5 protein-coding genes are annotated in these 7,780 nt (G+C 72.9%); 2 read left to right on the forward strand and 3 right to left on the reverse strand.

What is annotated here, in order from left to right; genetic code table 11:
- Positions 1 to 2: 2 nt before the first annotated feature.
- From AC07AL_RS28610 to AC07AL_RS28620, 3 genes are all read right to left on the reverse strand, one after another.
- Positions 3 to 455, reverse strand: a complete 453-nt coding sequence (locus tag AC07AL_RS28610) for a MarR family winged helix-turn-helix transcriptional regulator (protein ID WP_363586013.1) — start codon at positions 453 to 455, stop codon at positions 3 to 5.
- Complete coding sequence (locus tag AC07AL_RS28615; protein WP_363586012.1) at positions 455 to 1,915, reverse strand: MFS transporter; 1,461 nt, start codon at positions 1,913 to 1,915, stop codon at positions 455 to 457. Before AC07AL_RS28615 ends, AC07AL_RS28610 begins: the two co-directional genes overlap by 1 nt.
- 162 nt (positions 1,916 to 2,077) lie before the next feature.
- A complete protein-coding gene (locus AC07AL_RS28620) occupies positions 2,078 to 2,743 on the reverse strand; it encodes a LuxR C-terminal-related transcriptional regulator (protein WP_363629453.1) in 666 nt (221 codons plus the stop codon).
- Between the two features lie 186 nt (positions 2,744 to 2,929).
- Between AC07AL_RS28620 and AC07AL_RS28625 the strand changes: the two genes are divergently transcribed.
- A complete protein-coding gene (locus tag AC07AL_RS28625; protein ID WP_478318723.1) occupies positions 2,930 to 6,235 on the forward strand; it encodes a cytochrome P450 in 3,306 nt (1,101 codons plus the stop codon).
- Positions 6,236 to 6,439: 204 nt separating this feature from the next.
- A complete protein-coding gene (locus AC07AL_RS28630) occupies positions 6,440 to 7,696 on the forward strand; it encodes a polysaccharide deacetylase family protein (protein ID WP_363586009.1) in 1,257 nt (418 codons plus the stop codon).
- Positions 7,697 to 7,780 lie beyond the last annotated feature (84 nt).

The following is a 7,780-nucleotide window of genomic DNA, read 5'->3' on the forward strand; positions in this document are numbered from 1 at the left end:
GTTCAGTCCAGGAGCTTCGCCAGGACGCGGTCGAGCGCCTGGATGTCCTCCGGGGGCAGGGCTAGCAGGTCGTCGGGCGGGGTGGTGAGGATCCTGACGGCGAGGGCGGCCTTCGCCTGGCCCTCCTCGGTCAGATGGACCAGCTTGGACCGGCGATCGGCGGGATTGGTGACGCGTTCGGCGAGGCCGCGCCGCACCAGGTCGTCGACGATGACGGTGGTGTAGGGCGGGTCGCTGCCCAGCCGCTCGGCCAGGTCCCGCAGGGTGATCGGGTCGGCGCCGAGGCGGCGCAGCGCCCTGACCCGGCTGAAGCTCATGCCGAGGGCTTCGGCGACGGTCTTGCGGCGGTCGTAGCGCTCCAGGACAAGCGCGTTCAGTCCCTGCCAGACCCTGGTCGCCGTCCTGGTGGCGGCCTCGTCCCCCTCGTGCTGCTCACCGGTGTGCGGGCGGTCCATCAGGTGTTCACCGTCTCCTTCGTCTCCCTCGTCCCCGGCGCCTCCTCGGCGGCGAGCCGCTCCGCCGTGCGCAGGGCCGTCTCCCGGGCCCAGCGGCCGGAAGTGAGCGTACCCGTGACCAGCACGGCGGCGCCGCAGCCGGCGATGATCCACCACGCCGTCCGCCCGGCGTCGGTGAAGGCCGCCGTGTGCGCGTACGCGCCGCCCGCCATCAGGGCGCCGACGACGGCCACGCCGAGGGACTGGCCGATCTGCCGGCTGGTGGAGGCCACCGCGGCCGCGACGCCGGCCTGCGAACGGGGCATGCCCGAAACGGCGGTGTTGGTGATGGGCGCGTTGACCAGACCGAAGCCGGTGCCGAAGAGCAGGTACGCGACGACCAGCACGGCCGTCGGAAGGTGGTCGGAGTAGGTGAGCGCCTGGAGCACGGCGCTCGCGCACAGGGCCGCCCCGGCGAGGAGCAGGGGGACGCGCGGCCCCCGGGAGGCGACCATGCGGCCGGACACCGGTGCGGTCAGCAGCGCCATCACCGCCATCGGCAGCATGAACAGTCCGGCGTGCAGCGGGGTGAGCCCGCGCACGTTCTGCAGGTACAGGGAGCTGACGAACAGGAACCCGCCCAGGGAGGCGAAGGCGGCGACCGCGATCACGGTGGCGCCCGCGAACGGCGCGGAGCGGAAGAAGCGCAGCTCGATGAGCGGGTCGGTGCGCCTGGGCTCGTACCACAGCAGGCCCAGCAGCGCGCCCAGCGCCGCCGCCGCGCAGCCGACGACGAGCGGCGACGTCCAGCCGCGCTCCGGCGACTCGATGATCGCGTACGTGAGCGTGGTGAGCAGGACGATGACGAGTACCTGGCCGACCGGGTCCACCCGGCGGGGCCGCGGCGCCCGCGATTCCGGCACGTACCTGCGGGTCAGGAACAGCGCGGCCAGGCCGATCGGCACGTTGATCCAGAAGACGGCCCGCCAGCCGGCCGACTCGACCAGGGCGCCGCCGACGATCGGCCCGGCGGCCATGCTGATGCCCACGACGCCGCTCCACACGCCGATGGCGCGGGCGCGCTGCCGGGAGTCGGTGAAGGTGTTGCTGATGATCGACATGGCGACGGGGTTCAGCATCGATCCGCCGACCGCCTGGAGCATCCGTGCGACGACGAGCCAGCCGAGCCCGGGGGCCAGGCTGCACAGCAGCGAGGCCCCGGTGAAGACCACCAGCCCGATCTGGAAGACCCGGCGGCGGCCCACCCGGTCGGCGGTGGAGCCGGAGAGCATCAACAGGCTGGCCAGCACCAGCGTGTAGGCATCGACCGTCCATTGCAGCCCGGACACCGAGGTGTGCAGGTCGCGCTGGATGGCGGGCAGGGCGACGTTCAGGATCGTGTTGTCGAGGCTGACGATCAGCAGGCTCATGCAGCAGACGGCGAGCACGAGCCAGGGCCGTCGTTGGGCGGCGTCCGGCATGGTGGGGGCTCCACAAGTATTTGTATTGTTGAAATCATTGTGAGCATATAACTAAATCGCCGAACAGCCCAGCCCCGAACAGCCCAGCCCCCAACAGCCCCGGCCCGCGCAGCCCGGCCCCTCGCAGCCCGGCCCAGCCCGCGAGCCGCCCCGCCCGCCCCGTCACGGGCGGGGGGCCGGCTCCGGCGGCCAGGCGCCGGCGGCCAGGACGCCGGTGGCGTAGGCGCGGGCGACCAGCGCGGTGCGGTTGGGCAGCTGCCAGCGGCGGGTGAGCCGGGCGAGGTGGTAGTTGACGCCGTCCGGGGTGAGGCCGATCTCCCGGCCGATCTGGGCGGTGGTGGCGCCGCGGGCGGCGGCGGCGAGGATCCGGGCCTCGATCGGGCTCACCTCGGGGCGGGGGGCGGCCGGCGGGGCGGCCGGCCCGGTACGGACGGGCAGCGAGAGCAACAGGTTCGGGGTCTCCTCCGGGGTGTCGCCGACCAGGGCGACGGTCATCTCGCCGCTCCGCTCGGTGCCGTCGGCGGCCGACCAGGAGACCGGCGCCGGGTACTGCGAGCGCCGGTGCAGGCGGACGGCCTCGGCGAGCGCCGGGATGGTGGCACTGTCCCGGAGGGTGAAGAACTCCAGGATCTTCCGGTTGCGCAACTGCCCGGGCAGCAGGCCGAATTCGGCGGCCATCGCCCGGTTGACGATCATGATCCGGCCGCTGAACTCGCACACCGCCAGCGCCACCGGCACGTGGTCGAGCAAGCGCAGCGTCCGGTTGCGCCAGATGACGGCGAGGTCCTGCCAGCTCTCCGCGGTCGACTCGCAGTCGGTCAGTCTCATGCCCGGCCCCTCCCGTGTACGGCTCCCGCGTGCTGCAGACCTGACGGCCCGTTGACAAGTCTTCCGCGACCGCCGCTACTGCACAAACATGTAGTCCTCGGGCCCGGGTTCCCGCCCCGCTCGGGCGAGAGTGGAGGACGACGAGGTTTCTCCTGCCACGGAAGGCGACAACCCATGACCGAGACGATGACCCCGGCGGCAGCCGAGGCTGCGAATCCGGCCGGGGCCGGGCTCCCGCCCGAGACCCTGGTGCCCCGGCAGAGCGCCGCCGGGGTACCGCTGGTCGACATCTCGTCGGCGCCGCCGATCGCCGCCCCCGTGCTGCGCACCATGGAGCTGGCCCGGCGGCACGCCCCGGCCTTCGTCCAGCGCCTGCACGGGCGGGACACCCTGATCGTCACCGGCCTGGACCTGGTCGAGGAACTGGCCGACGAGGAGCGGTTCACCAAGTCGATCGGACCGGCCCTGGAGAACGTCCGCGCGTTCACCGGGGACGGCCTGTTCACGGCGTACAACGCGGAGCCGAACTGGGCCAGGGCGCACGACATCCTGATGCCCGCCTTCGCGCTCGGCTCGATGCGCACCTACCACCCGGTGATGCTGCGGGTGGCCCGCCGCCTGATCGAGTCCTGGGACGGCCGGTCGGCCGCCGGACTGGTCGTGGACGTGCCCGGCGACATGACCCGGATGACCCTGGACACCATCGGGCTGGCCGGTTTCGGCTTCGACTTCGGCTCCTTCGACCGGGAGGAGCCGCACCCCTTCGTCGAGGCGATGGTCCGCTCCCTGGACTGGGCGATGAACAAGCTCCTGCGCGACCCGGAACTCGACCACAGCGAGCGCGACGAGGCCGCCCAGGGCGACGCCCGGTACCTGGCCTCGGTGGTGGACGAGGTGATCGCCGCCCGCGCCGGCAGCCCCGAGCAGGGCCCGGCCGAGGACCTGCTGGGCCTGATGCTCGACGCCGTGCACCCCGCCGACGGCGGCAGACTGGACGCCGAGAACATCCGCAACCAGGTGATCACCTTCCTGATCGCCGGCCACGAGACCACCTCGGGCGCGCTCTCCTTCGCCCTGTACTACCTCGTCAAGCACCCCGGCGTGCTCCGCGAGGTCCAGCGCGAGGTGGACGCGCTCTGGGGCGACCAGGCCGACCCGGAGCCCTCGTACGAGGACATCGGCCGGCTCCGGTACACCCGGCAGGTGCTCAACGAGGCGCTACGGCTGTGGCCGACGGCCCCCGCGTTCAGCCGGGAGCCCCGCGCGGACACCCTGCTCGGCGGCCGGATCCCGGTCCGCGCCGGGGAGCCGGTCCTGGTGGCCACGATGATGCTGCACCGCGACCCCGTCTGGGGCGACAACCCCGAGCTGTTCGACCCCTCCCGCTTCGACCCCGAGCCGGAGGCGGCCCGCTCACCGCACGCCTTCAAGCCCTTCGGCACCGGCGAACGCGCCTGCATCGGACGGCAGTTCGCGCTGCACGAGGCGACCATGCTGCTCGGCATGCTGGTCCACCGCTACCGGCTGATCGACCACGCCGACTACCGGCTGACCATCAAGCAGACGCTCACCATCAAGCCCGACGACTTCACCCTCGCCCTCGCCCCGCGCACGCCCACGCCCCCGGCGGTGGTCGACGCGCCGGTCCGCGCCGCCGACCTGCCCGGGCGGGTCCGCCAGGGCACCGGCCTGCTGCTCCTGCACGGCTCCAACTACGGCGCCTGCCGCGAGTTCACCCGGCAGCTGGCCGACGTGGCGGCCGCACTCGGCTGCGACACCGCCGTCGCCCCGCTGGACGCCTACGCGGACGGGCTGCCCACCGACCGGCCGGTGGTGATCACCGCCGCCTCGTACAACGGCCAGCCGACGGACGACGCGGCGGAGTTCGTCCGCCGGCTCCGGGCGGCGACCGAACAGGCCGAGGGCGCCGCCGAGTTCGCGAAGGACGTCCGGTACGCGGTGCTCGGCATCGGCGACCGGACGTACGCCGCCACGTACCAGCGCGTGCCGACGCTGATCGACGAGGGCCTCGCCGCCCTGGGCGGCACCCGGCTGCTCGCCCGGGGTGCGGCCGACGCCTCCGGCGATCTGGCCGGGAAGGTGGCGGAGTTCACCACGGCGCTGAGCCGGGCCCTGCTGGAACGGTACGGCGACGCCGCCGCACCCGTCGCCGCCGGCTCCGGCACCGCGCCCGCTCCCGCTCCCGCTCCCGCCGAGGCCGCCCCCCTGGAGACGTACACCGTGACGGAGCTGGCCGGCGGTCCGCTGGACGCCCTGGCCGCGAAGCGCCGCGTGATCGGGCTGACCGTCACGGCGGTCGGCAGCCTCACCGACCCCGCCTACCCCCGGGTCAAGCGCCTGGTCCGGCTGGCCTTGCCGGAGGGCGTCGACTACCGCACCGCGGACCACGTCTCGGTGCTTCCGGCCAACGACCCGGCCCTGGTCGAGCGCGCCGCCAAGGTGTTCGGCACCGACCCGGACACCCTGCTCGCCATCGTGGCGAACCGGCGCACCATCCTGGCCGTGGACCGGCCGCTGACGGTTCGCGAACTGCTCACCCACCACGTCGAGTTGCAGGACCGACCGAACGCCGCCCAGCGTGCGACGCTGGCCGACCTCAACCCCTGCCCGCCCGAGCGGGCCGCGCTGCGGGCGCTGCCCGAGGACGACCCCCGGACGCTGCTGGACCTGGTCGAGGACCACCCGGCCCTGCGGGAGGTCCTGACCTGGCCGGTGCTGCTGGAACTGCTGCCGCCGATCCGGCCCCGGATGTACTCCATCTCCACGTCGCCGACCAGCGCCCCGCGCCACGTGGACCTGATGGTCTCCGTGCTCGACGCCCCGGCCCGCTCCGGCCGGGGCTCCTTCCGGGGCGTCGGCTCCGGCTACCTCGACCGGGTGGCCGTCGGGGACACCGTACTGGCGCGCCTCCAGCCGTGCCGCGAGACGTTCCGGATCGGCCACCGCGCCCCGGTGATCATGATCGCGGCCGGCACCGGCCTGGCGCCGTTCCGCGGCGCGGTCGCCGACCGCCGCGCCCTGCTCGCCTCCGCCACCGGCGAGGCCACCGCCACTGACGAGGCCACCGCCGCCGAGGCCACCGACAGGGGCACCGAACTCGCCCCGGCCCTGCTCTACTTCGGCTGCGACGCGCCCGACGCCGACTACCTGCACCGCGACGAACTGCTCGCCGCCGAGCAGGCCGGCGCCGTCTCGATGCGCCCGGTCTTCAGCGAACAGCCCGTCGACGGCCGGCGCTTCGTCCAGGACCGCATCGCCGCCGAGGGCGCGGAGGTCTGGAACCTGCTCGCCGCCGGCGCCGAGGTCTACGTGTGCGGCGACGGCGCCCGGATGGCCCCGGGCGTCCGCGCCGCCTTCCGCGAGCTCTACCTGAGCCGGACCCCCGGCGCCGACGAGGGCCAGGCCCAGGCCTGGCTCCAGGGCCTGATCGACGAGCGCCGCTACGTCGAGGACGTCTACGCGGGCCGCTGAGCCCGCCCGACCGGGAGGCCGGCCGCACCCACCCGGGGCGCGGCCGGCCTCCCGTCGCACACATATCTCCCAACTCCCCTTCCATGCAAGCCTCGACACATTGTCGATCAAGGTGTTCTGATGTTCGCACCATACGTATGACTATCCGACCAACACCTGACGGTGGGTCGGAGAAGCGGAGGAACGGTGCGGCCTGCTCGTGGCGTGGCTGTCCTGCTGGCAACGGGGGTCGTCGTGGCCCTCGGCCTGGGCACGGGAGGCCCCGACTCGAAGGGCAGACCGGCCGCCGCCGACGCCGCTCCGGAGAGCACACCCGACCCGAGCGGCACACCCTCCGACAGCCCCAGCAGCCCCGGTGCCACCCCGACCCCCAGCGCCACGCCGACCTGGGACGGCCAGGTCAAGGTGCTCGGCGACGGCTCCACCTCCGACACCGGCCCGCAGCCCAAACAACCGCGGCCCGAGAAGCTGAAGCCCGGCGAGAAGCCGCCGCAGTTCGTGGTGTTCTCCTGGGACGGGGCACTGGAGGGCGACGACGAACAGTTCTCGCGCTTCCGCAAGCTGGGTACGGAGAACAACGCCCAGATGACGTTCTTCCTGAGCGGCATCTACACCCTGCCCAAGTCCAAACGCACGCTCTACCACCCGCCGCAGCACGACGCCGGCGCCGCCGCCATCGACTTCGCCACCGACGCCCACATCAAGGACACCCTGGAACAACTGCGCCTGGCCTGGCAGGACGGGAACGAGATCGGCACCCACTTCAACGGGCACTTCTGCGGCTCCAAGGGCGGCGGCGACTGGAGCACCGAGGAGTGGAAGAGCGAGCTCGACCAGGCGCTCTCCTTCGTCACCAACTGGAAGACCAACACCGGCTTCAAGAACCTCCCGCCGCTGCCCTTCGACTACACCAAGGAGGCGGTCGGCGGCCGCGCCCCCTGCCTGGAGGGCCAGAAGAACCTGCTCGCGGCCGAGAAGGCGGCCGGCTTCCGGTACGACGCCAGTTCACCGGGCGAGTTCCAGGTCTGGCCCGGCAAGAAGGACGGCATCTGGAACTTCCCGCTCCAACTGCTGCCCTACCCGGGCAAATCGACCCAGGTCCTCTCGATGGACTTCAACTTCCTCGCCAACCAGTCCGGGGACACCACCAAGGGTGATCCGAAGAAGTACGACGCGTGGGAGAAGGAGACCCGGAACGGCTACCTCAACGGCTTCGAACGGGTCTACAACGGCAGCCGGGCGCCGCTCTTCATCGGGAACCACTTCGAGAGCTGGAACGGCGGCATCTACATGCAGGCCATCGAGGACGTGATGAAGAGCGTCTGCACCCGGGAGGGCGTCCGCTGCGTGTCCTTCCGCCAGGTCGCCGACTGGCTGGACGCCCAGGACCCCAAGGTCCTCGACCAGTTGCGCGCGCTGGACCCCGGGCAGCCGGCCGACTGGTCCCGTCTGGTCAAGTGACCCGGCCCGGGGGGGGGGGGGGGGGGGGGGGGGGGGGGGGGGGGGGGTGGGGGGCGTGAGGGGGCGGGCACCGACAGGGAGCCC

The organism is Kitasatospora sp. NPDC043949 (assembly GCF_056435365.1).

What these genes read in the sequence shown, in the direction of transcription:
- AC07AL_RS28610 (WP_363586013.1), bottom strand. Translation starts at nt 455, where the DNA reads ATGGACCGCCCGCACACCGGTGAGCAGCACGAGGGGGACGAGGCCGCC.
- AC07AL_RS28615 (WP_363586012.1), bottom strand. Translation starts at nt 1,915, where the DNA reads ATGCCGGACGCCGCCCAACGACGGCCCTGGCTCGTGCTCGCCGTCTGC.
- AC07AL_RS28620 (WP_363629453.1), bottom strand. Translation starts at nt 2,743, where the DNA reads ATGAGACTGACCGACTGCGAGTCGACCGCGGAGAGCTGGCAGGACCTC.
- AC07AL_RS28625 (WP_478318723.1), top strand. Translation starts at nt 2,930, where the DNA reads ATGACCCCGGCGGCAGCCGAGGCTGCGAATCCGGCCGGGGCCGGGCTC.